This is a genomic window from Streptomyces sp. NPDC111656 (assembly GCF_055656965.1).
On sequence record NZ_JBVKCA010000007.1, the window covers coordinates 383,960 to 407,565 of the forward strand.

The window sequence follows — 23,606 nt, forward strand, 5'->3', positions numbered from 1 at the left end:
GCTCACCCCACGGAGCTGAACGCGTCGTTCATCTTCTTCGCCGCGTCCTTCGAGGCCGCCGCGACGTCCTTCTTGCCGCTGATGACCTCCTGGAACATCGTCGGCAGGACGAGCGAGGCGTCGATCTGGGACCAGGCGGCCGAGGCGGGCACGAACTTGGTGCCCGAGGCGAGGGTCTTCACGAAGGGCGCGACGAACGGCTGCTTCTTCGCGACCGCGTCCCGCACGTCGGTGTACGTGGGCAGGAACCCCATGGTGTCGAAGAGCTCGCTCTGGGTCTTCTTGCTCGCCAGCTGCTCCATCAGATCGACGGCGAGGGTGCGGTGCGAGGTGCTCTTCAGGACGCCGATGTTGTTGCCGCCCGCGAACGCCGGTGCCACCGAGCCAGGCTTCACACCGGGCAACGGCACGACCGCGTACTTGCCCTTGATCTTCCCGGCCTCGATCGCGGCGTGGCTGAAGTCGCCGCCGATGGCCATGCCCGCCTTGCCGGAGGAGAACGCGGTGACGGTGTCGTTGCCGGTCATGCCCGCGCACTTGGCGGCGGGACAGTTGTCGGCGCCGAACAGCGAGGTGTAGGCCTTGATGCCCTTCCGGGCGGCCGCGCTGTCGATGGTCGCGGCGTAGGAGCCGCCCTTGCCCTGGGCGATCTCGCCGCCCTGGGACCAGATGAAGGGCATCGCGCCGTACGTGTAGGCGCCGCCGACCACGAGTCCGTAGAGGTCGGGATCGGCCGCGCGGATCTTCTTGGCGGTGGAGATCAACTCGGCCTGGGTCGTGGGGGCCTCGAGGCCGAGGCCCTTGAGGATGTCGGTGCGGTAGTAAAGGGCGCGGACGCCGACGAAGAACGGGGCGCCGTAGGTCTTCCCGTCCACCGTCACGGACTGCTTGGCGGTCGGGTCGGTGTCCTTGGCCTCGCTCCAGTCGCCGAACTCCTCGGTGACGTCGGCGAGTCCGCCGTCCTTGACATAGCCGGCGGTGTCCGTGTTGCCGTACTCGATGACGTCGGGGGCGCTCTTCGGGTCGTTGAAGGCGGCCTTCATGCGCTGGGCGCGGGTCTCCACGGGGATGTACTCGATGGTGACCTTGGTGTCCTTGTGGGCCTTCTTGAAGGTGCTGACGGCCGCGTCGACGACCTTCTCCTTCGGCCCGTTGTTGACCTCCTGGAAGAGCCAGACCCGCAGTGTGCCGGCCTTCTCGTCCTTTCCGGAGGAGGAGTTGTCGGAGGTCTGGGGGGCGCAGGCGGTGGCGACGACAAGGGCGGCGAGGGCGACGGCCGTTCGGGCGGGGAGCTTCACGGGCAGCTTCACAGAGAGCTTCATCGAGCATCCTCCGATGGGGAGCGTTGCAACATACGCAATGGCGGTTTCGCTCTGCACAACACACCGGAGGCTATGGACTACATGAACATGTCCACAAGAGGTCTCCACCACTCTGTGACCACGGGGCGCACCCTGTGCAACGGCACCCGGCGCAAAGACCGCAAAGACCGCCTGCGCACACGACACAAAGGCCCTCGGGGCGCGCCGGAACGCACCCCGAGGGCCTTGTGATCGTCGGGCCGCCGGTCCTCGGCGGGGCCCGTTACTTGTCCTGGCCGCCCTTGCCCTTGTCGCCGCCGGCGCCCATGGACTCGTAGATCTCCTTGCACATGGGACACACGGGGTACTTCTTCGGGTCGCGGCCCGGGACCCACACCTTGCCGCAGAGGGCCACGACGGGCGTGCCGTCGAGGGCGCTCGCCATGATCTTGTCCTTCTGGACATAGTGGGCGAAGCGCTCGTGGTCCCCGTCGCCGTGCGACACCTGCGGCGTCGGCTCCACGAGGGTCCCCGTCCCAGTGCCTCGCTGGGGCTGGGTCTCAGGCTCAAGAGTGCTCATGAGAGCCAAGGGTACTGAAGGTCACGGGCATCAGTTGAGTGAAGGGTCGTCCGGATACGTCGCCACCATCGCGAGTTCGTTGCGCTGACGGCGCAGGACCTCACGCCAGAGGCGCTCCGGAGACGGGGAGGAGACGTCTCCCGGTTCGGATTCCACCACATACCAGGCGCCCTCGGTCAGCTCGTCCTCCAGTTGGCCGGGGCCCCAGCCCGCGTACCCGGCGAAGATTCTCAGGGAGCCCAGGGCCGAGGCGAGGAGTTCCGGTGGGGCCTCCAGGTCGACGAGGCCGATCGCGCCGTGCACCCGCCGCCAGCCGAGTGGCGCGCGCTCCCCGGAGGCGACGCCGCCCGGGATCACCGCGACGCCCAGCGCCGAGTCCAGCGACACCGGGCCGCCCTGGAAGACGACGCCGGGCTCCCCGGCCAGGTCGGCCCAGGCCTCCAGGATGTCGCTGACGTCCACCGGGGTCGGCCGGTTGAGGACGACACCGAGCGAGCCCTCCTCGTCGTGGTCGAGGAGCAGCACCACCGCGCGGTCGAAGTTCGGGTCCGCCAGGGCGGGCGTGGCCACGAGCAGCCGCCCTGTGAGCGAGGACACCTCGGTCATGCCAGACATGATCCCGCATCTTCCCCGGGTAGGGGGACCCAATACCCGTACCCGAGTGAATGCAGCTCAGGGCGCAGAGAAGCGTCCCCCGCGCACACCGTCACCGGTGACCCCGTGTGCCCGATTCGGAACGGTTCGTGTTGTGGCAAAGCTATGACGTTCCTGGGTGGTCCTTGGGCCTACTTAAGGGGGGTGGACGGCGATTACCCTTGCTCTTCGGCTCCCGCCCAACCGGCCTGCCGACGCATATTCCTGCCCAACTCATCGGAACGCGAGATACATGACCGTCAACGGCTCTGACGATGTACTGCTTGTCCACGGCGGAACCCCGCTCGAGGGCGAGATCCGTGTCCGCGGTGCGAAGAACCTCGTACCGAAGGCCATGGTCGCCGCCCTGCTGGGCAGCGCTCCGAGCCGACTGCGCAATGTCCCCGACATTCGCGACGTGCGCGTCGTACGCGGGCTGCTGCAGCTGCACGGCGTGACGGTCCGTCCGGGTGAGGAGCCGGGCGAGCTGATCCTCGACCCGTCGCACGTGGAGAGCGCGAACGTCGCAGACATCGATGCCCACGCGGGCTCGTCGCGCATCCCGATCCTCTTCTGCGGCCCGCTGCTGCACCGTCTGGGGCACGCGTTCATCCCGGGTCTCGGCGGCTGTGACATCGGCGGCCGGCCGATCGACTTCCACTTCGAGGTGCTGCGGCAGTTCGGCGCGCGGATAGAGAAGCGGGCGGACGGCCAGTACCTGGAGGCTCCGCAGCGGCTGCGCGGCACGAAGATCCAGCTGCCGTACCCGTCCGTCGGCGCGACCGAGCAGGTGCTGCTGACGGCGGTGCTCGCGGAGGGCGTCACCGAGCTGTCCAACGCCGCCGTGGAGCCCGAGATCGAGGACCTCATCTGCGTGCTGCAGAAGATGGGCGCGATCATCGCCATGGACACCGACCGGACGATCCGCATCACCGGTGTGGACTCGCTCGGCGGCTACACCCACGCGGCCCTCCCGGACCGCCTGGAGGCCGCCTCCTGGGCTTCCGCGGCGCTGGCGACCGAGGGCAACATCTACGTCCGCGGCGCCCAGCAGCGCTCGATGATGACGTTCCTGAACACCTACCGCAAGGTGGGCGGCGCGTTCGAGATAGACGACGAGGGCATCCGCTTCTGGCACCCGGGCTCGCAGCTCAAGTCCATCGCCCTGGAGACGGACGTCCACCCCGGTTTCCAGACCGACTGGCAGCAGCCGCTGGTGGTCGCCCTGACGCAGGCCACGGGGCTGTCGATCATCCACGAGACGGTGTACGAGTCCCGCCTCGGCTTCACCTCCGCGCTGAACCAGATGGGCGCGCACATCCAGCTCTACCGCGAGTGCCTCGGCGGCTCGAACTGCCGCTTCGGCCAGCGCAACTTCCTGCACTCGGCCGTCGTTTCGGGCCCGACCAAGCTCCAGGGCGCCGACCTGGTCATCCCCGACCTCCGCGGCGGCTTCTCGTACCTGATCGCCGCCCTCGCGGCCCAGGGCACCTCCCGCGTCCACGGCATCGACCTGATCAACCGCGGCTACGAGAACTTCATGGAGAAGCTCGTGGAACTGGGCGCCAAGGTGGAGCTGCCGGGCAAGGCGCTCGGATAACACGGCGGGCGCTCGGACAGCACGGCCGGCGCTCGGACAGCACGACCCGCGCTCGGCTGACACGGCTGTCCGGGGCCCGGACGGCGCGGTCGGCGCCCGCGGCGCGGTTCCAGGCGTGCGTACGACGATGGGGCGGCCCCCCGGTCAAGGGGGCCGCCCCATTGGCGTTACTGCGGTTCGTGCGCCGTCCCGTGGCACACGGACGCGGCTTACTTGCCCTTGGCCGCTTCCTTGAGCTTGCTGCCCGCGGAGACCTTGACGCTGTAGCCGGCCGGGATCTGGATCGGGTCGCCGGTCTGCGGGTTGCGCGCGGTGCGAGCGGCACGGTGGGTGCGCTCGAAGGTCAGGAAGCCGGGGATGGTGACCTTCTCGTCGCCCTTGGCGACGATCTCGCCGACGGTCTCGGCGAACGCGGCCAGAACGGCGTCGGCGTCCTTGCGGGTCACCTCGGCACGGTCGGCCAGCGCGGCCACCAGCTCACTGCGGTTCATGTTGTTACTCCCGTGTTCTTCTTGCCGTTGAGGCGTGCCACGCGGCGGAGCCGCATGGTTGATGCGGCGAAGCCGATGCTGCCAGGGCCCTCGGTCGGTCCCCGGACCCGGGTCCGTAGCCAGACCCTCGCGCCCGAAGACGCATCCTGCCCCCACCTGCGGCGGGAAAGCCAATCCGGCACCCCTGGGAGTCACACGAACACCCTTGGGAGTCACACGAAAAGCGCCACTGCCTCAGTGTGGTGACGCTCCGTCCGCTCCCGGCAGCGGACCGCAGGGCCTGGGAGGCCTGAGCCTGGCCGCCACCCTAGAGGGCGGCCAGGGACCCCGCATCCCGCGACGCGCCGACGCGCGGCCGTCGTGGCGATCGTCACAGCAAGTCACACCGCCGGATCCGGGAGCGGCAGGCCCCCGGCGACGCCCGCACCGGCGCCGATCGCCCTACTCCGCCGCTGTCACACCCGCCGCCTTCGCCGCGGAGCGCACCGCTCCGGCGACCGCGCCCGCGACCTTGTCGTTGAAGACGCTGGGGATGATGTAGTTCGGGTTCAGCTCGTCCTCGGTCACCACGTCCGCGAGCGCGGCCGCGGCGGCCAGCATCATCTCGGTGTTGACCGTGCGGGACTGGGCGTCCAGGAGGCCGCGGAAGACGCCCGGGAAGACCAGCACGTTGTTGATCTGGTTGGGGAAGTCGGAGCGGCCGGTGGCGACAACTGCCGCGGTCTGGCGGGCGATTGCCGGGTCGACCTCGGGGTCGGGGTTCGCGAGCGCGAACACGATGGCACCCTCGGCCATGGCGGCCACGTCGTCGCCGTCGAGCACGTTCGGGGCGGAGACGCCGATGAAAACGTCGGCTCCGCGCACGGCCTCCTTCAACGTGCCTGTGAGGCCCTCGGGGTTGGTGTTGTCGGCGACCCAGCGCAGTGGCGAATCCGGGGCCGCGTCGACGAGGTCCGCGCGGTCCGCGTGCACGACACCGTGGATGTCGGCGACAACGGCGTTCTTGACGCCCGCGGCGATGAGCAGCTTCAGGATGGCCGTACCGGCCGCGCCCGCGCCGGACATGACGACCCGGATGTCACCGATGCCCTTGCCCGCCACACGCAGGGCGTTGGTGAGGGCGGCGAGGACGACGATCGCGGTGCCGTGCTGGTCGTCGTGGAAGACGGGGATGTCGAGGGCCTCGCGCAGCCGGGCCTCGATCTCGAAGCAGCGCGGCGCGGAGATGTCCTCCAGGTTGATGCCCGCGAAGCCGGGGGCGATGGCCTTGACGATCTCGACGATCGCGTCGGTGTCCTGGGTGTCCAGGCACAGCGGCCAGGCGTCGATGCCGGCGAAGCGCTTGAAGAGGGCCGCCTTGCCCTCCATGACCGGGAGGGCGGCCTTGGGGCCGATGTTCCCGAGGCCGAGCACGGCCGAGCCGTCCGTCACGACCGCAACGGAGTTGCGCTTGATGGTGAGGCGGCGGGCGTCCTCGGGGTTCTCGGCGATCGCCATGCACACGCGGGCCACGCCCGGGGTGTAGATCATGGAGAGGTCGTCACGGTTGCGGATCGGGTGCTTCGACTGCATCTCGATCTTGCCGCCGAGGTGCATGAGGAACGTACGGTCGGAGACCTTGCCCAGCGTGACGCCCTCGATGCCGCGCAGCTGCTGGACGATCTCGTCGGCGTGGGCCGTGGAGCTCGCCGCGATGGTGACGTCGATCCGGAGCTTCTCGTGGCCTGAGGCGGTCACGTCGAGGCCGGTCACCGAGCCTCCGTGGGACTCTACGGCCGTGGTGATCTGGGAGACCGCGGTTCCGCTCGCGGGCACCTCCAGTCGGACCGTAATCGAGTAGGAGACGCTGGGCGCCGTTGCCATGGCCGACTTCCTCTGCTTTCACCGTGTACTGCTGGGTCGCGCTGTCTCGCGGGTGTGCCGTCCGATCGTCGCACCTACCCCTCAGTACGCGGTAGCCGCCCCGGATTGCGAACGTTTTGTTCGCAGGCAAAGCGGACGATTTCGGAAGACAACTTCCACCATACGAGAGTACGTGAACCTCAGGGGAAACGGTCGGCCAACGAGAGCCGGACAACGAAAGAGGCTCACGTCACGTGACGTGAGCCTCTCCTCGTTCAGTGACACCGACCCGCCATGCTCGCCTCGCGGCAAGTGGTCGCTCGTAGCGACGAAGGTTGGGCCCGGGGGCTTGGATCGGGCCGGTGTCACATCCACGGTAACAAACGATCCCCGTAAGGCAATTCCCACCCCGAGAGTTCATTCGGGGCGTCGGCCCCCGCGGGGGTCAGTCCCTGAGCAGATCCGGCACCCCGTTCGCGTCGGGTTCGTCGCGGTCGCCGGAGACGATCGTCAGCTGCTGCGTGGCCCGGGTGAGGGCGACGTACAGCACCCGCAGACCCGCGGGCGACTCGTCGGCGATCTCCGCCGGTGAGACGACCACCGTCGCGTCGTACTCCAGCCCCTTCGCCTCCAGACTCCCGAGCGCCACCACCCGCTCGCCGAGCCCGGCGAGCCAGCGGGCGGCCTCCTCGCGCCGGTTCATGGCCACCACGACGCCCACCGTGCCGTCCACCCGGTCCAGCAGACGCGCGGCCTCGGCGCGCACGGTCTGCGCGAGCGAGTCCCGTACGCCGGCGCCCGCGTTGCCCGTCGCCACGAAACGCGGCTCGACCCCGGTGGACCGTACGGCCGAGGGGGACTCGGAGCCGGGCATGGCGAGGGCGAGGACCTTGGCGGCCAGCTCGGCGATCTCGGCGGGGTTGCGGTAGTTGACGGTGAGGGTGAAGCGGCGCCGGGGACGGCTCCCCAGGGCCTCGTCACGGGCCTCCGCGGCCTCGTCGGGGTCCGACCACGAGGACTGTGCCGGGTCGCCCACGACGGTCCAGGTGGCCTGTCGGCCGCGTCTGCCCACCATCCGCCACTGCATGGGCGTGAGGTCCTGCGCCTCGTCGACGATGACGTGCGCGTACTCGACGCGCTCCTGCGCCAGCCGCTCGGCCCGCTCGCGCTGCGACTCCTCGCGTACGGGCATGAGCTCCTCGAGACCGGTGAGCTGGTCCAGCGGGTCCAGCTCGCGGCGTTTGCGGGGCCGGACGGGCATCCCCAGGATCGCCTGGAGCTCGTCCAGCATCGCCACGTCGTGGACGGACAGCCCGTCCCGCTTGAGCGAGCGCGCGACCCGGCGCACCTCGCCGGGGTTGAGGATCCGGCGCGCCCAGCGGCCGAGGCGCCGCTCGTCGGCCATGGCGGCCAGGACGCCCCGTGGGGTCAGCTCGGGCCACCACGCGGTCAGGAAGTCGATGAAGCTGTCCTCGGAGGCGACGTCCTCGTCGAAGGACGACCGCAGCTCGGCGGCCAGCTCCGGGTCCGTGTGCCGCGTACCGGCCCCGGACTTCGCCCACAGCGCGTCCAGCAGCAGCTTGCGGGCGCGCGGGCGCAGCAGGTTCACCGGCGCGGTCCCGCTCAGCGCGTTGTGCTTGATGCGGTCGAGCTCGGCGGCCTCCAGCTCCAGGCGCCGCCCGAAGGCGACGACACGCAGGCGGGTGGGGGTAACCGAGGGGGCCGGGGCGGCCTCCTCACCGAAGGCGAGCTGCTCCGACCGGTCCCCGGCGGCGGTGGACCGGCCCGGGCTGCCGCCGGGCGTCTCCAGCGCACCCCTGGCGGCCTTCCGCAGCACCCTGAGCATCCTGTACGAGCCCTTGGCGCGGGCGACGGCCGGGGAGTCGTACAGGGTGGCCTCCGCGCCGTCGACGAGGGAGCCGATGGCGCGGATGGCGACCTGGCCCTCCTCGCCGAGGGAGGGCAGCACGCCCTCGGTGTAGGCGACCAGGAGCGGTGTCGGGGAGACGATCAGGATGCCGCCCGCGTACCGGCGGCGGTCCTGGTAGAGGAGATAGGCCGCCCGGTGCAGGGCCACGGCCGTCTTGCCGGTACCGGGGCCGCCCTCCACGTAGGTCACCGACGCGGCGGGAGCGCGGATCACCAGGTCCTGTTCGGCCTGGATGGACGCCACGATGTCCCGCATGGTGTGGCTGCGGGCCTGGCCGAGCGCGGCCATCAGGGCGCCGTCGCCGATCACCGGGAGTTCCCGGCCGTCGAGGGTGGCCTTGAGCTCGGGGCGCATCAGGTCGTCCTCGACGCCGAGGACCTTGCGGCCCTTGGAGCGGATGACCCGGCGGCGTACGACGCGGCCCGGGTCGACCGGTGTCGAGCGGTAGAACGGAGCCGCGGCGGGCGCCCGCCAGTCGATGACCAGCGGCGCGTAGTCCGCGTCCAGCACCCCGATGCGGCCGATGTGGAGCGTCTCGGCGATGGAGGCGTACTGGCCGGCCTCGTCCACCTGCACGACACCCTCGGCCGGTTCGACGGCCGTGTAGGCGCCGTCCGGGCCCTTCTTGCCGTCCTTCCCGAGCAGCAGGTCGATCCGGCCGAAGAGGAAGTCCTCGAACTCGTTGTTCAGGCGATTCAGATGAATCCCCGCGCGGAACACCTGGGCGTCGCGCTCCGCGAGCGCCCCCGGTGTACCGACCTGGCCGCGCTGGGCGGCGTCGTTCATCAGGAACTCCGCCTCGTGGATCTTCTCCTCGAGGCGCCGGTACACCCGGTCCAGATGTTGCTGCTCGACGCTGATCTCACGATCCCGTACGGAATCGTCCTGTGCGGAATCGTGGATCTGGTCGAGCGCGGTTTCCTGCTGAGCCTGAGCGGCCACCGGGCCCCCTTCTGACGTGCTGGGCAGCCGTCAACCGTACGCGAAGGGGGCCCCGTGAGGCTACGTGCGCGCCCTGAGATCGCTCACACGTTCACCTCGACGAGCCGCTTCCCGTCGAAGGTCATGACCTCGAAGTGGTCGATCTCGGTCGGGTTGAAGGCCGCGCCACCGTGGACGTAGAGGGGGTTCTTCGCCTCTTCCGTCTTGGCGTTCGCGATGCCGTAGCCCCAGTTCGGGACCGACCAGGAGGTCACCGTCTCGCGCTCGCCGTTCTTGCCGACGGCGATCAGCGAGCACTTCAGCGGGCCCTTGACGTTCTTGAGCTGGAGGACGGCGTGGGTGCCCCAGTCCTTCTTCTCGATCGCGACGACGGCGTTGACCTTGGTGTTCGGGTCCGTGGCCGACTTCTTGTCCGTCATGACGTCGAAGGCGGCCTTGGCCGGGCTGGTGGCCATCGCCATGCCGGGCGACGCGGTGGTGGTGGTGTCGCCGCCGTTGACGGCCATCACCGTCAGCGGGCCGCCGATGATCAGCGCGGCCGCGGCCGCCACGAGGTAGAGGCCGCGTCGGCGCTTGACCGCGCGTCGCTCCGACACCTCGTCGACCAGTCGTTCGGCAAGCTGTGGGCTCGGGCGGGCGGCCAGCGAATCACCGATGGCGGGGGTGCCCTGCGAGGCGGGCAGATCCGCGAGCGCGGCGAGCATCGGTTCCATCCCGGCGAGCTCGTCGAGCTGCTGGCCGCACCACTCGCAGGTGGCGAGATGGGCCTCGAAGGCCGTCGCTTCGGCGTCGTCGAGGATACCGAGGGCGTAGGCGCCGACGGTTTCGTGAATATTGTCACCGGGGTTCTGTTGTCCCCGTGGTCCCTGCATGGCTCCTGGACCGCCTGTTCCGTAACCCCCGTATGCGTTCATGCCGTCACCCCCCGCTCCTCCAGCGCCAGCTTCATCGACCGCAGGGCGTAGAACACCCGGGAGCGCACGGTGCCGCTGGGTATGCCGAGCGTCTCGGCCGCCTCATTGACCGTACGCCCTTTGAAGTACGTTTCGACCAGAACCTCCCTGTGAGCAGGGGTCAGGTCGTCCAGCGCGTCCGACAGTGTCATCAGCCACAACGCCTTGTCGATCTCGTCCTCCGCGGGGATGACCTCCAGCGGTGACGGGTCCACCTCCTGCGGCCGGGCCTGCCGGCTGCGGTGACCGTCGATGACGATGCGCCGGGCGACCGTCACCAGCCAGGGTCGTACCGAACCGGTCGCCCGATTGAGCTGACCGGCGTTCTTCCAGGCACGGATGAGTGTTTCCTGCACAACGTCCTCGGCACGTTGCCGATCCCCCGCGACCAGCCGCAGCACATACGCGAGCAACGGACCCGCGTGTTCCCGGTACAGCGCACGCATCAGCTCCTCGTCGGGTTCGTTCGACGAAGCCGACGCAGATGGATTCATGCGATGTCGGGCCCTTGACCTTCGTTCATCAGCCACGGCGGAATCCTTGCGCACGCCTACCTCCGGTGTCCGGGGGATCCCCCAGTCGGTCGCTCGTCCCGGAGTACGTGTCTGCGCGTGCGCGTGTTCAAAGAGATGGGACATATTTCTTGGAATAGTTGTGAAGGAAGTTTGTTGATCACTTCAAGCGATCGACACATCACATACGGGTGAACCGGAGGCTCCGGATCGCGTCGCCGAGGCCAGGGACACTGTGACGCGTTTCATACACGGTTCACGCGTGTCATGGGCGATTCACAAGCGTCATGGACGGTTCACGAGCGCCATACGCGGTTCACGCGCGGGCGAGGGCCGCCCGGCGCCGATGCCGGGCCACCCGCTCCCGGTTTCCGCACACCTCGCTGGAACACCACCGCCGGCGCCGCCCCCGGGAGGTGTCGAGGTAGACGATCGGGCAGTTGTCCCCCTCGCACTGTCTGAGGCTCGCGCGCGCCACCGGGTCGGTGAGCAGTTCGAGGGCGTCGCGGGCGATGACGGCGAGCAACCCGGGGCGGCCGGGCGGGGTGTGCAGCCGGCGCCGCAGCGAGCCGTCGTCCGCGCGTACGGCCCAGGGGGCGGGCGGGGCGGCGAGCGCGACGGCGTTGACGCGGGCGAGCGCGGAGTCGGCGGGCCGCGCGTCCAGCTCACCGCGGACCAACCGGGCGACATGATCGCGTAGTTCGCGAAAGCCCACGAGCCAGGAGATGTCGGCCGCCGCGAGCGGGGTGCCCGCGGGGACGAGCCCGGAGCGGGTGATCCAGGCGCACAGCCGGTCCACCGAGTCCAGCCGTTCCTCGGGGTGGGTGGTCGCGAGGAGGTCCAGGCAGATCCGCCCGGAGTCGAATCTCAGCTCGTACGAGGCCGTGGCCATGCCCGATGCCATGTGCCTGTCACCGCCTTGGGGTTACCGCCGTGAGGGGTCGGTAGAGGTCGTACCCCCTACAGTGCATGGCTGCACCCGCGACCGGAAGACCTGTGCCGGTCAGGGGGGTGGACGTCCGCTTATGAGGCCGCGCGCCTCGGCCATGTCCGACGCAGGACCACGCCGGTTGACTCGACGGCATGACAGAGAACAGCACGGGGCGGCGTACCACCGCCGGAGGTGTCCTGGGTGCGGCCACGGTCGCGATGGGCCTGATCGCCGGGGTCTTCTACATTTTCGCCTGCGACGTCATGCCGTCACTGGCCCGCAGTGACGACCGCGTCTTCGTCGAGGTCATGCAGAACATCAACGACGTGATCCAGAACCCGGTGTTCTTCCTGAGCTTCATGGGCGCGCTGGTCCTCACGGCGGTCTCCGCCTGGCAGTCGCGGAAGTCCCCGCACCGGTGGTGGGTGTTCGCCGCCCTCGCCGCGTACGCGCTGGCCTTCCTGTTCACGGTCGCCGTGAACATCCCGCTCAACAACCGTCTGGCGGACGCCGGAAACCCCACGACGATCGCCGACCCGGCCGCCGCGCGCCGGCGGTTCGAGGACACCTGGGTCGCCTGGAACGTCGTACGGGCCCTGTTGTCGACGCTCGCCCTGGCCTGCCTCACCCGCGCCCTGCTCCTGTACCGCCACCGTGCCTACACGTCGGCGTACTTGGAGTCGGCGGCCGGGTCGAGCGCGAGTCGGTAGCCGCGCTTGACGACGGTCTGGATGAGCTTGGGCACGCCGAGTGCCGTACGCAGCCGGGCCATGGCCGTCTCGACGGCGTGCTCGTCCCGCCCGGCGCCCGGCAGCGCCCGCAGCAGCTCGGCCCGGGCGACCACCCAGCCGGGGCGGCGGGACAGGGTCCGCAGCAGCGACATCCCGGCGGGCGGTACGGGCCGCAGCGCTCCGTCGACCATCACGGCGTGGCCGCGGATCTCGACCCGGTGGCCGGCGATGGGCAACGTACGGGCCCGGCCGGGGAGTTCCTGGCAGAGCAGCTGGACGAGGGGGCCGAGCCGGAAGCGCTCGGGCTGGACGGTGTCGATGCCGTGCGCCTGCAGAGGGAGCGCGGTGACGGGGCCGACGCAGGCGGGCAGGACGTCGTGGTGGAGGGCGGCGAGGAGTTCGGACAGCAGACCGCGGTCCTCGGCCCTGGACAGCAGGGAGGCGGCGGCGGGCGCGCTGGTGAAGGTGAGCGCGTCCAGGCCCCGGGTGACGGTGGCGTCGAGGAGCCGGTCGACGGGCCCGATGTCCTCCGGCGGCATCCACCGGTAGACGGGAACCCCCACGACCTCGGCTCCGGCGGCCCGCAGCGACTCCACGAACCCGGGCAGCGGCTCGCCGTGCAGCTGTACGGCGATACGGCGGCCCTCGACGCCCTCCTCCAGGAGCCGGTCGAGCACCTCGGCCATGGACTCGGAGGAGGGCGACCACTCCTCGGTCAGTCCCTGGGCCCGTACGGCGCCCTTCACCTTGGGGCCGCGCGCGAGCAGTTCGACCCCGCGCAGCCGACCGAGCAGGGCCTCGCCGAGCCCCCACCCGTCGGCGGCCTCGATCCAGCCGCGGAAGCCGATCGCGGTGGTGGCGACCACGATGTCGGGCGCCTGGTCGATCAGCTCCTTGGTGGCGGCGAGGAGTTCGCTGTCGTCGGCGAGAGGCACGATGCGCAGGGCGGGTGCGTGCTGGACGACGGCGCCGCGTCGCTGGAGCAAAGCCCCGAGTTCGTCGGCCCGCCGCGCGGCCGTCACGCCCACGGTGAACCCCGCGAGGGGGCCACAGTCCTGCCCGACCGGTCGCTGCTGTTCGTCGTCCATGGCTCTCGTCTCGCGCTGGGGGCTTCGTGCGGATACGGCTGACCGAGCCTGTCAACGCCCCGTGACAGGCTCGGTACCCCTTGATGTCACCCGTGTTACGTCAGACCTCGACGTAGCTGAGCTGCGGCTTCGCCTCTGCGGCAGTGGCCGTACGGGTCTGGGTGGCGGGGCCGCGAAGGTATACGGCCCAGGTCACCAGGAAGCACAGCGCGTAGAAGGCGAGGAAGGCCACGAAGGCGCCGGTGCCGGAGCCGTAGGAGAGGAAGGACTGCCGGAAGGCGAGGTTGATGCCGACGCCGCCGAGCGCGCCCACCGCGCCGATGAGGCCCATGGAGGCGCCGGACAGCCGCCGCCCGTAGGAGGCCGCCGCCTCCCCTTCCAGGCCCTTGGCGACGGCCTTGGCCTGGAAGATGCCCGGGATCATCTTGTACGTCGAGCCGTTGCCGAGCCCGGTGAGCACGAACAGCGCGATGAACGCGATCGTGAACAGGGGAAGCGACTTCTGGGTGGAGGCGACGACGATGACACCGGTCGCGCCGGCCATGGCGACGAAGTTCCACAGCGTGATGCGCGCGCCGCCGTAGCGGTCGGCGAGCCAGCCGCCCACGGGCCGGATCAGCGAGCCGAGCAGCGGGCCGATGAAGGTGACGTAGGCCGCCTGCAGCGGAGTACGCCCGAACTGGTTCTGGAGCACCTGCCCGAAGGCGAAGCTGTAGCCGATGAACGACCCGAAGGTGCCGATGTAGAGGAAGGACATGATCCAGGTGTGGGCGTCCTTCGCGGCGTCCTTGGCGGCGCCGGTGTCGTTCTTCACGGACGCGATGTTGTCCATGGAGACGGCGGCGAGCACGGCGGCCACGACGATCAGCGGAATGTAGATCCCCAGCAGGACCCTCGGCCCGCCGTTCGCGCCGATGATCGCGAGCGCCACGAGCTGGATGACGGGCACGCCGATGTTTCCGCCGCCCGCGTTGAGACCGAGCGCCCAGCCCTTCTTCCTCAACGGGAAGAAGGCGTTGATGTTGGTCATGCTGGAGGCGAAGTTGCCGCCGCCGATGCCGGCGAGCAGACCGACCAGCAGGAAGGTGGTGAAGGAGGTCCCCGGCTTCATCACCGCGAAGGCGGCGACGCTGGGGACGAGCAGCAGGCTCGCCGAGACGATGGTCCAGTTCCGGCCGCCGAAGATCGCCACCGCGAAGGTGTACGGCACCCGCACCACGGCTCCGACCAGCGTCACCATCGAGGTGAGCATGAACTTGTCGGCCGGGGTGAGCCCGTACTCGGGGCCCATGAAGAGCACCATCACCGACCACATGGTCCAGATCGAGAACCCGATGTGCTCGGAGAGCACGGAGAAGAGCAGATTCCGCCGGGCGACCTTCTCACCCGTCTCTTTCCAGAAGGTCTCGTCCTCCGGGTCCCACTCCTGGATCCAGCGGCCTCCCCTGCTCGGTGCGGGGGCTGTACTAGGGGCTGTCATGACGCCTCCACGGTTCTCCGGTGCGGTGCCCAGGTGTCGTACAACGACTGACTGAGTCCCGAAGGTAGGGAGGACGCGTTTCGACGCTGTGGCTGTGAGTGACCGGAAAGGAACGTTGCTCTCACGCGAGCGAGGGGGCGACGGTGAGGACGTCCGGGGTGCCGTCGCCCCCCTGCCTGCGTCTAGACCCGGTGGCTCCCCCGCGAGGCGCCCTTCTTCCTCTTCACGCCGTTCTTCCTCTTCGCGCCGTCGGGCCACAGCCTCGGACTGCGCTGGGCGGCGATGTCCTCGATCCAGCCGAAGGCCAGGATCGTCAGGCCGATGAGGGGCCAGACCAGGAGGAACATCCACACCATGTACGAGGAGTCGAGCGCGGCCACCGCGCTGTCGCTGTGCATGAACGGGAGGCTGTAGGCCTGGTCGATGATCGGGACCGTGGCCATGATCAGCATGTTGTGCCAGAGGTAGATCGTGACGGCCCGGTTGTTGGACAGGGTGATCAGCTTGTCCCAGCGGGCCAGCCGGCCGGGGAGTTCCTGCCAGGACGGGGAGTACTGGAGCAGGATGACCACGAAGCCGAAGGACCAGGCCGCCTGGGCGAGGGGGATGTCGTTCAGGTCCCAGCCGTCGGGGCCCAGGTGTCCCGAGGCCCACCACAGGCCGAAGGACATGAGCAGGGCCGAGCAGGAGACCGCCAGATAGCGGGGGACCTGTTGCAGGACGCCCTCGTGGTGGGCGAAGCCCAGGACCCAGCAGCCGCCGTAGACCGTGAAGTCGGAGATCGCGTTGCCCGTCTCGCCGGGGATGGTGACCAGGCCGGTGCCGAGGACCGCCGTCAGGGCGAGGGGGGCCAGCAGCGTCGCCCAGGGCACCCTGCGGAAGGCCCACAGCAGCAGGGGCGAGGCGATCACGAACCACAGATAGGCGCGCAGGTACCAGAGCGGGCCCGTCGCCTGGACCGCCCAGGTGTCCTCCAGCAGGCCGGACTTGGAGCCGATGTGCCAGGGGAAGGGCGGGGCGCCGATCGGAATGACGTAGTCGATCAGCTTGACGAGGCCCCAGGTGCCGCCGTTGTCCGGGTCCTTCAGCACGTTCCAGCCGCCCGCGAACATCAACGCGAGTGCCACCGCGCTGAACGCCCACAGGGGCGGCAGGAGGCGGCGGATGCGGCCGCGGATCACACCGAGGGCCGGGCGGCCGAGCGAGCGGGCCATCAGCGAGCCGGCCAGCGCGAACATCACGCCCATGGAGGGGAAGAGGACCGTCAGCCACGCCCAACCGAAGAGGTGGTAGACGACCACACGGACCAGGGCGATCGAGCGCAGCAGGTCGAGGTAGCGGTCACGGCCTGGCTTCTTGGGCGCGGGAGCGGACTGCGCGGTGGGTGTCGGGGAGGGGGTCGGCGCGGATGTCGGCGATGGTGCCGGTTCGGGGTGGACCCGGGCCGATCCCAGCGGCGGCGTCGCACCCGCCATGTACTCGTGCGTGGTCACGCGACCGGCCTCCGATCGTTCCCGCTCTGTGCCGTCCGCTGCCGCGGGATCGCTCCCGGAGCCTCCACGACGCCCGTGCGCCGCAGCTTCTGCCAGCGCAGCCGGCCTCCGGTGAGCGCGGTGATCCAGGACTGGAGGAGGACCATGTACATCAACTGCCTGTAGAGGATCTGCTGGAGCGGGAGCGAGATGAGGTACCTCATACGCTCACGGTCCAAGCGGAAGGCGTACGCCGCGCAGGCCGCCTGGACGGCGAGGACGCCCAGCCACGCGAGGACCGTCTTCTGCGTCGGGCCGAAGACGAGCCCGTACAGCAGGAAGACGTCGATCAGCGGGGCCAGCAGCGGGGCCAGGACCATGAACAGCGAGACCAGCGGCAGGCCCACCCGGCCGAAGCGGCCCGACGGGCCCCGTTCGACGAGCGCTCTGCGGTGCTTCCAGATCGCCTGCATCGTGCCGTACGACCAGCGGTAGCGCTGGGACCAGAGCTGCTGGACGGACTCCGGCGCCTCCGTCCACGCGCGTGCCTTCTCCGCGTAGACGACCCGCCAGCCGTCGCGGTGCAGGGCCATCGTGATGTCGGTGTCCTCGGCGAGCGTGTCGTCGCTCATGCCGCCGACCCGCTCCAGCGCGGAGCGGCGGAAGGCGCCGACCGCGCCGGGGATGGTCGGCATGCAGCCGAGGATGTCGTACATCCGGCGGTCGAGGTTGAAGCCCATCACGTACTCGATGTGCTGCCAGGCCCCGATGAGGGAGTCGCGGTTGCCGACCTTCGCGTTGCCCGCGACCGCGCCGACGCTCGGGTCGGCGAACGGCTGGACGAGTTCACGGACGGTGGACGGTTCGAAGACCGTGTCGCCGTCCATCATCACGACGATGTCGTGACGGGCGTTGGCCAGGCCCCGGTTGAGGGCCGCGGGCTTGCCCGCGTTGTGCTGGCGCACGACGCGGACGTTCGGCAGCAGCAGGTCCTCGACGATCCGCGCCGTGCCGTCGCTCGAACCGTCGTCGACGACGAGCACTTCGACGGGGTGTTCGCTCGCCATCAGGGAACGGACCGTGTTCTCTATGCACTTGGCCTCGTTGTACGCCGGCACGAGCACCGACACCGGTTCGGTGACCGGCGCCGGACCCCAGCGGAAGTCCTTGCGCCGCACCCGGCGGGCGTGCAGGGCGGAGAGCAGGAGCATCATGCCGAAGCGGGTGAAGACGAGTACGCCGATGATCGCGATGCCGACGACCAGGACGTCGGTGACGTTGTCGGAGGCGCGCACCAGGTAGACCCAGGACTTGCCCTTCCACAGTTCGAGGCCGGTGACCTGGGTGTGCGCGCTGGGTGCGTCGAGGGCCTCGGTGAGGTTCTGGAACCGGTACCCGCGCTCCTGGAGCTCCGGCACGAACCTGTCCAGCGCCTGCACGGTCTGGTGGCGGTCGCCGCCGGAGTCGTGCATCAGGACGATCGCGCCCTTGCCGCCCTTGGGCGTGGCGTTGCGGATGATCCGGTCGACGCCGGGCTTCTGCCAGTCCTCGCTGTCGGTGTTGTTGACGACGGTGATGTAACCGCGCGTACCGATGTACTGCGTCACCGGCCAGGACTTGTTGTCCATGGCGTCCGCGAAGGACGAGTACGGGGGCCGGAAGAGCGAGGTGCGGATGCCCGCCGCGCCGGCCAGCGCCAGCTGGTTCTGGGAGAGCTCCCAGTCGATGCGCTTCGTGGACTGGAAGGAGAGGTCGGGGTGGTTGAAGGTGTGCAGGCCGACCTCGTGGCCCTCCTCGACCATGCGCTTCACCAGCTCCGGATAGCGCGAGGTCATGGTGCCGGTGACGAAGAAGACGGCGTGGGCGTGGTGCTTCTTCAGGACGTCGAGGACCTTGGGTGTCCAGGTGGGGTCCGGGCCGTCGTCGAAGGTGAGGACGAGCCGGTGGTCGGGGACGGTCAGGCTGTTCGTGCGGCCGCCGCGGGTGTCGATGACCGGGCCGCCGTCGAGGATCTTGTCCGGCACCTTGTCGGTGGCGGCCTCGGGCTGGATGCGGTGGTCGGCGAGGATCTCGCTGTGCACATAGCCGCGCAGCATCAGCATCGCCAGCATGGCGACGAGGAGCAGCGAGGGCAGCAGCCAGCGCATGGGCAGCCGTCGGCGCCGGACATCGGGTGCCGGACGCCGCGCACGGGGAGCGGGCCCGTGCGCGTTGGTACGGGATGCCATCAGAGGATGTTCTCCAGGTTCTGCGGGGTCGCCGGGCTCACCGGGTTCTCCGGGGACGAGGAGCTGGTGATGCCGGGCTCGGAGGCGATGGGGCCCGGTTCTACGGGGCTGTCGGCGACCGTGCCGGTGCCGCCGGCGCCGACCGTGCTCTCCGAGGGGCTCGGCGAGGCGGCGCCGTCCTCGGAGGGGCTGGGGTCGGGCGAGCCGGACACCGGGAGGGACGGTGGGGTGACGGGGTCCTTGGTGGCGCTGGTGCTCGGTTTCGGCCTGGTGGTGGCGGACGTCGAGGGCTTCGGGTCCGCGGACGTGCCCGGGGCGGTGGCGCTCGCGGAGGCGCCCGGTGTCGGGCTGACGCCCGGTGCGGGGGCCGTACCGTCGCTCGCCGAGGCGCTCGCGCCGGGCGCGGCGCTGCTCGAACCGGACGGCGACACCGAGTCGGTGGGCAGCGGCGAGGTGTCGACCTTCCCGGCCGGCATGTCGTCCTGCTGGCCGGGCACCGGCAGCCAGGGCGCGTTGGAGTTGCCGGACAGGAGGGTGGCGACGATGACGACGGCGTACACCGCGCAGGCGATGCCGACGAGGATGCCGAGTCGGCGGAACCTGCGGCTGCGGCGGCCGGACTCGTCGACGAACACCGGGCCGTCCGAGCCGTCCTGGACGCCCGGGGCGTCCTTGGCCTGCTGAACCAGCCAGTCCTCCGTCTTCCGCCGTCCGACTCCGTCGAGTTGAACCGTCACCTCGTGCGGATCGTGGGTGTGTCCCGGCTCACCGGACTGCTCCCAGGACGCGGCAGCGGACCCGCCGGGCGCGTCGGCCCCACGACCCACGGTCGGCCGACCGTCCACATGGCCCCGACCGAGCGTGTCCGCCCTACGATCCACAACCGGCCAGCCTCCCCTCTCGGGCCGACTGGGCGTGTCGGATCGACCGACCGTGTCGGATCGGCTGGGGGTGTCGGGTCGACCGAGGGTGTCGGGTCGACCGGGGGTATCAGGTCGACCGAAGGTCTCGGGTCGACCGAAGGTCTCGGGTCGACCGAAGGTGTCGGATCGGCCGAGGGTGTCGGGACGCCTGCGCGCGTCCGGCCAGCCACCCGTGGCCGGCCGATCGTCCTTGCCGACGCGTCGATCGGCTCCGGCACGGTCGCGAGGCCCGGCGGGCTGGTCGGGCACCCCGGCGAGTTGATCCGGTGCGACGCGGTCCCGCGGACCCGCAGGCTCGTCGGGCGCCTCGGCGCGCCGATCCACCCCGGCCCGATCGTGGGGCCCGGCGGGCTTGTCGGGCACCCCGGCGCGCAGATCCGTTCCGGCACGGTCACGCGGTCCGGCGGGCTGGTTGGGCACCCCGGCGAGTTGATCCGGTGCAATGCGGTCACGCGGACCCGCAGGCTCGTCGGGCGCCTCAGCGCGCCGATCCACCCCGGCCCGATCGTGGGGCCCGGCGGGCTTGTCGGGCACCCCGGCGCGCAGATCCGTTCCGGCACGGTCACGCGGCCCGGCGGGCTGATCGGGCACACCTGCAAGGTCGTCCGGCCCGGCGGTCCGGTCGGGCACCCCGGCAACACCGTCCGACCCGACCGCCACATCGGTAACCCCGGCACGACGGTCCGACCCAGCACGGCGAACCGCCCCGGCCCGGCCGGCCAGCCCGGCCCCCAGGGCAACCTCTTCTCCATGGTTTGCCTCGTCATGGCGCTCCGCGCCGGGGCGGTCGGCGGGCGCGTCGTCGTCCGCGCTCACCCGACGGTCCACATCGAACCGTCGCGCAACGCCGGCCCGACCACCGACACCGGACGACCGGCCCGCACCCGGCAACCGGCCCGCGCCGAACGCACCCTCTGCGCCCGATCCACGTTCCGCACCCGATCCACGTTCCGCGCCGGTTCTCGTATCGGCGCCCGGTCGGTCTTCGCCGCCAGCTCCAGGCTCTCTTTCGACACCGCGTTCGACATCGGTGTCGGATTCCGCTTCCGCGGCGAGCCCCACGGCGGCGGCGCCCACGATCTGGGGCCACGTCGACGTCGCACGGGCGGCCTCGGGCCACACCACCGACTCTCCGGACCCCGCCGGGGCGGTCGGCGCGGCCGACTCCCCGGTTCCACGCCCGTCCACCTGATCGTCATCTCGATGATCAGGTTGGGCGTCTTTTCGCCACTTCTCCACGTGCACGCACATCCCCCCAGGGACAGGTTTCGGGTGCGCGCACGACTCCGGGCATTACGTATATGTCGTTCGGAACGAGCCCCCACCCGCCCCGAGCGCCCCCCTTTACCACACTGCACCCGGACCATGAATGTAGCGCATGTGGAAGACCCGTGTGTTTATGCGTCAATCCTGCCCCGCCATCACCAGCTCATCACTGGCCGGAATCCAACCGTCCACAGGGCGCCGCAGCCACCCCTCCTCAGCAGCCAGCTCCCCGGCGGCTCGCCGAAGGGCATCGATCCCGGGGTGCACCAGCCCCTTTCGCCACACCAGCGACACGGGTGACAACGGAACAGGTCCAACAAGCGGTTTCCGCACGGTTTCAGACATGGCCGGAAAATCCACCACAGCGAGGACAGGATTCCGCTTCTTGGCCATGACCCGCCGGAACTCATCGGCTCCGACAGCCACCGGCGCAGGGGGCGCCAGCGCGATACCGCGTCCCTCGAAAAGGTGAAGCGCCAAGTCGGTCCACTCCCGCGTCCGCGGATTCCCCGCCCCGGCGTACACCGTCTCGCCCGCGAGCGCGTCGAGCGGCACCGCGTCCAGGCCGGCGAGGTGATGGTCCTCGGGCAGCACGACGGCCATCGGCTCGTACCGTACGGGCTGCTGTTCGAGTCGCGCCCGGACCGCCGGATCGAGCCCCGCGAACCGTCCGAACGACACGTCCAGGCGCCCCGCGAGGATCTCCCCCGCCGCGCCGGTGAGCCCGCTCTCGAAGCGGGCCATCAGCTCGCACTCGGGCGCGAGCGCACGGGCCCGGTCCAGGACACGGCCGGAGACGAGGCCCGGGGAGTTGACGTCGACGAGCAGCGGCCGCTCCGGTCCGTCCCCCGCGAACGCGGCCAGCAGCGCGTCCTGCGCCTCCAGCACCCGCCGCGCGTACGGCACCAGTCGCTCACCGTCGGCGGTCGGCGTCACCTGCCGGGTCGTGCGCACGAACAGCTCCGCCCCGAGTTCGCGCTCAAGTCGCCGGATGTCACGGCTGAGGGCCTGTTGGGCGACGTACAGCCGGGCGGCGGCCCGCGTGAAGTGCAACTCCTCGGCGACGACGAGGAACCCGCGCAGGAGCCGGGGGTCGAGATGGCGGTGAGGGAGACCGGAAGAGAAGCCGGGAGAGCGGTCGGGAAAGCGGTCGACAGGGGCAGGCATCACGCGAACTTACAACGCAGGTGCGTCAATGGCCACGGAGTAGGTGTTGGACCGTCCACCCCACACCCGGCGACGGTTGCCCCATGCCGCAACAGCCCTCCGAGCACGCGTTCCCGCTCCTGCTCACCGCCACCGGCGACAGCCTGGTGATCGCCGACTTCCACCCCCGTCGCCGGCAGGCCCCACGCCGCCCGAAGGCCCCGCACCGCCGGACCACCCCGTACCACCGCCTCTTCACCATCCCCGGCACCCGCGCCTTCACCGTCGGGAACCTGCTCGCCCGGCTCCCCATGGGGATGTTCAGCGTCAGCGCGGTGATCATGATCGCCGGCTCGCGCGGCTCGTACGCCCTCGCCGGTGCCGTGACGGCGACCGGCCTCGCGGCGACCGCGCTGGTCGCACCCTGGACCGCACGGCTCGTCGACCGCCACGGTCAGGCCCGGATCGCGGTGCCGGCCACGGCCTTCGCCCTGCTGGGAAGCGTCGCGCTGCTGCTGTGCGTGCGCTTCGGGGCGCCGGACTGGACCCTGTTCGCCGCGTACGCCGCCACGGCCACCACCCCCAACACGGGCGGCATGTCACGCGCCCGCTGGGCCCACCTCCTGCGGGACGACCCGGCCGCCGCGCACACCGCGAACTCCTTCGAACAGGCCGCGGACGAGCTGTGTTTCATGCTGGGCCCGGTGTGCGCGGCCTTCCTGTGCGGGACGTTCTTCCCGGAGGCGGGCACGCTGGTGGGCGGCGTGCTGATGATGACCGGCGTGCTGATCTTCGCCGCCCAGCGTTCGACGGAGCCGCCGCCCCAGCCCCGTACGCCCTCCAAGTCCCCTCTCCTGGCCGCCGGAATGCCGCCCCTGCTCCTCTGTTTCCTCGCCACCGGTGCCGTCTTCGGTTCGATGGAGGTCGTCACGATCGCCTTCGCGGACGCGCAGGGCCATCGGTCGGCGGCGGGCGCGGTGCTCGCCTTCCAGGCGGCCGGGTCGTGCGTGGCGGGGCTGCTGTACGGGGCGCGGAAGCCTGCCGGTCCGGCCGAGCGGCGCCATCCGTCGTGCCTCGCCGTCATGACGGCCCTCATGACCCTCCCCCTGCTCGCGGCCTCCCTGACCGGCTCGCTCCCGGCCCTCGCGGGCGCACTGCTGCTCGCCGGGGCCGCGACCGCGCCGACCATGGTCACCGGCATGGCCCTCGTCCAGCGGCGCACTCCCGAAGGCCGGTTGAACGAGGGCATGACCCTCGCGGTGACGGGCCTGCTCGGCGGGATCGCCTGCGGCTCGGCGACCGGCGGCTGGCTGGTCGAACACCTCTCGGCGACGGCGGGGTACGGGGTGCCGGTCGCGGCGGCGGGAAGCGCGCTCGCGATCTCCCTCACGATCCCACCGGCGTCCGACCCGCCGAACCGCCGCCAATCCCTCGGCCCCAATTCCGACGCACCCCATTGACGCACCCGGGACCCCCACATACCTTCCCCCGTCGAAGCGCTTCGACGTCACGCATCGAAACGATTCGACGAACGCTGCGTGACGGTCCCGAAACCCA

At 70.5% G+C, this 23,606-nt stretch carries 18 protein-coding genes; 3 read left to right on the top strand and 15 right to left on the bottom strand.

The annotated features are described in order from the left end of the window. Positions 1-2 precede the first annotated feature (2 nt). From ACZ7M3_RS23295 to ACZ7M3_RS23305, 3 genes are all read right to left on the bottom strand, one after another. Positions 3-1,322: an extracellular solute-binding protein gene (locus tag ACZ7M3_RS23295; protein ID WP_472065539.1), complete on the bottom strand. Its 1,320-nt coding sequence runs from the start codon at positions 1,320-1,322 to the stop codon at positions 3-5. Positions 1,323-1,584: 262 nt separating this feature from the next. Then, positions 1,585-1,881, bottom strand: a complete 297-nt coding sequence (locus tag ACZ7M3_RS23300) for a DUF3039 domain-containing protein (RefSeq protein WP_075029065.1) — start codon at positions 1,879-1,881, stop codon at positions 1,585-1,587. A 30-nt stretch (positions 1,882-1,911) separates the two neighbouring features. Further along, the gene (locus tag ACZ7M3_RS23305) at positions 1,912-2,487 is read right to left on the bottom strand and encodes a YqgE/AlgH family protein (protein ID WP_054229660.1); all 576 of its coding nucleotides are present in this window, start codon (positions 2,485-2,487) and stop codon (positions 1,912-1,914) included. Positions 2,488-2,767: 280 nt separating this feature from the next. On the opposite strand from ACZ7M3_RS23305, the gene murA reads away from it, so the two are divergent. Continuing rightward, complete coding sequence (murA, locus tag ACZ7M3_RS23310; RefSeq protein WP_067379861.1) at positions 2,768-4,114, top strand: UDP-N-acetylglucosamine 1-carboxyvinyltransferase; 1,347 nt, start codon at positions 2,768-2,770, stop codon at positions 4,112-4,114. Between the two features lie 209 nt (positions 4,115-4,323). On the opposite strand, the gene ACZ7M3_RS23315 is transcribed toward murA, so the two are convergent. The 6 genes from ACZ7M3_RS23315 to ACZ7M3_RS23340 all read right to left on the bottom strand — a co-directional run bounded on the left by ACZ7M3_RS23315 (position 4,324) and on the right by ACZ7M3_RS23340 (position 11,688). Then, on the bottom strand, positions 4,324-4,605 hold the full coding sequence (locus ACZ7M3_RS23315) for an HU family DNA-binding protein (RefSeq protein WP_007382399.1): 282 nt from the start codon (positions 4,603-4,605) through the stop codon (positions 4,324-4,326). 441 nt (positions 4,606-5,046) lie between these two features. Next, positions 5,047-6,468 (bottom strand): NAD-dependent malic enzyme, encoded by a 1,422-nt coding sequence (locus ACZ7M3_RS23320; protein ID WP_097225712.1) that lies wholly within the window; start codon positions 6,466-6,468, stop codon positions 5,047-5,049. 424 nt (positions 6,469-6,892) lie between these two features. Continuing rightward, positions 6,893-9,319, bottom strand: a complete 2,427-nt coding sequence (locus ACZ7M3_RS23325) for a HelD family protein (protein WP_472065540.1) — start codon at positions 9,317-9,319, stop codon at positions 6,893-6,895. An 83-nt stretch (positions 9,320-9,402) separates the two neighbouring features. Continuing rightward, complete coding sequence (locus tag ACZ7M3_RS23330; protein ID WP_351310854.1) at positions 9,403-10,191, bottom strand: anti-sigma factor family protein; 789 nt, start codon at positions 10,189-10,191, stop codon at positions 9,403-9,405. Positions 10,192-10,229: 38 nt separating this feature from the next. Further along, positions 10,230-10,766, bottom strand: coding sequence for a sigma-70 family RNA polymerase sigma factor (locus ACZ7M3_RS23335; protein WP_054229655.1), 537 nt, complete (start codon positions 10,764-10,766; stop codon positions 10,230-10,232). A 334-nt stretch (positions 10,767-11,100) separates the two neighbouring features. After that, the gene (locus ACZ7M3_RS23340) at positions 11,101-11,688 is read right to left on the bottom strand and encodes a CGNR zinc finger domain-containing protein (RefSeq protein ID WP_452963963.1); all 588 of its coding nucleotides are present in this window, start codon (positions 11,686-11,688) and stop codon (positions 11,101-11,103) included. Between the two features lie 179 nt (positions 11,689-11,867). Between ACZ7M3_RS23340 and ACZ7M3_RS23345 the strand changes: the two genes are divergently transcribed. After that, positions 11,868-12,425, top strand: coding sequence for an anthrone oxygenase family protein (locus tag ACZ7M3_RS23345; RefSeq protein WP_472065541.1), 558 nt, complete (start codon positions 11,868-11,870; stop codon positions 12,423-12,425). Here ACZ7M3_RS23345 and ACZ7M3_RS23350 read toward each other — a convergent pair. From ACZ7M3_RS23350 to ACZ7M3_RS23375, 6 genes are all read right to left on the bottom strand, one after another. Beyond that, complete coding sequence (locus ACZ7M3_RS23350) at positions 12,374-13,534, bottom strand: uroporphyrinogen-III synthase (RefSeq protein WP_472065542.1); 1,161 nt, start codon at positions 13,532-13,534, stop codon at positions 12,374-12,376. The two genes, ACZ7M3_RS23345 and ACZ7M3_RS23350, sit on opposite strands and share 52 nt — an antisense overlap. 100 nt (positions 13,535-13,634) lie before the next feature. Then, on the bottom strand, positions 13,635-15,014 hold the full coding sequence (locus ACZ7M3_RS23355) for a nitrate/nitrite transporter (protein ID WP_472065543.1): 1,380 nt from the start codon (positions 15,012-15,014) through the stop codon (positions 13,635-13,637). 182 nt (positions 15,015-15,196) lie between these two features. Then, positions 15,197-16,489, bottom strand: coding sequence for an acyltransferase family protein (locus ACZ7M3_RS23360; protein ID WP_472065605.1), 1,293 nt, complete (start codon positions 16,487-16,489; stop codon positions 15,197-15,199). Positions 16,490-16,503: 14 nt separating this feature from the next. After that, positions 16,504-18,714 carry a glycosyltransferase gene (locus ACZ7M3_RS23365; protein ID WP_472065544.1) on the bottom strand — a complete coding sequence of 737 codons (2,211 nt, stop codon included), beginning with the start codon at positions 18,712-18,714 and terminating at the stop codon, positions 16,504-16,506. Further along, a complete protein-coding gene (locus ACZ7M3_RS23370) occupies positions 18,714-19,541 on the bottom strand; it encodes a hypothetical protein (protein WP_472065545.1) in 828 nt (275 codons plus the stop codon). The genes ACZ7M3_RS23365 and ACZ7M3_RS23370 overlap by 1 nt, the downstream gene beginning before the upstream one ends. A gap of 1,500 nt (positions 19,542-21,041) precedes the next feature. Next, on the bottom strand, positions 21,042-22,070 hold the full coding sequence (locus ACZ7M3_RS23375) for a LysR family transcriptional regulator (protein WP_472065546.1): 1,029 nt from the start codon (positions 22,068-22,070) through the stop codon (positions 21,042-21,044). Positions 22,071-22,153: 83 nt separating this feature from the next. Here ACZ7M3_RS23375 and ACZ7M3_RS23380 point away from each other — a divergent pair, with 83 nt between their 5' ends. Beyond that, complete coding sequence (locus tag ACZ7M3_RS23380) at positions 22,154-23,509, top strand: MFS transporter (RefSeq protein WP_472065547.1); 1,356 nt, start codon at positions 22,154-22,156, stop codon at positions 23,507-23,509. Positions 23,510-23,606 lie beyond the last annotated feature (97 nt).